1 protein-coding gene is annotated in these 709 nt (G+C 37.7%); it reads right to left on the bottom strand.

Annotated features, from left to right (window positions below):
• Positions 1-130: 130 nt before the first annotated feature.
• The coding region (locus RR876_RS16885) for a DUF2846 domain-containing protein (RefSeq protein WP_332637177.1) at positions 131-709 on the bottom strand (579 nt) is incomplete at its 5' end.

Here is a 709-nt window from a genome sequence, read left to right as displayed (position 1 = left end):
TAACTAAAAAGTTAAGGGCTTTATTTCTAAAACCCTTAACTGACTGGTATTAACCCACTTGGGTGCTTTTTTATATCCATAAATTCGCTTATTTGATCCATAGATAAAGATCAAATCAAGCCGACATATTTTACCAAGTCATTGGATTCCAAAGTTTAAATGGTTTTATTAACTGCACATCATCCGCTGGATCATATTTTGCAGGTTTCAGCGTTTGAGCTTTTTTACGTACCTTACCTGTATTTTGATCTTGAGCAACAAAGTTAAAACTTTCAGATTTCCACTGGGTAAATGCAATTTCATTTAAACCTGTTTTTTCAGGCACCATAATTAAAGGACCTGAAACTTCACGACGCGTACTGAGATTTTCCTCATCGTATTTAATAAAATAAGTTTGCCCCGCATCTACAGTAAACTCTAAATATTTCGGCTTTTGAAAATGTTGCACCCCCAGCGGACGACTGGTCGACAAACGATAAGTTCCTGCTGGCAATTCAACCCAGTAATAATGATTATTTAATAAACTGGGAATACGTTCACTATTAATAAAAAGACTGGACGCGACTATTTCTTGACGGTTCCATTTACTATCGGGACGGTACATATACACGATTGCAGCCTGATCATTTTGTGCATGTACAGGATGGAAGCGCTGTCCGGGTGTTTGATTGACCCAACCACCGATGGTAAACATACCAAAACGGTATTG

The sequence above is a fragment of the Acinetobacter sp. genome (genome assembly GCF_036666595.1).
Lineage (GTDB): Bacteria > Pseudomonadota > Gammaproteobacteria > Pseudomonadales > Moraxellaceae > Acinetobacter.
This window is presented reverse-complemented; position numbering and strand designations above follow the sequence as displayed.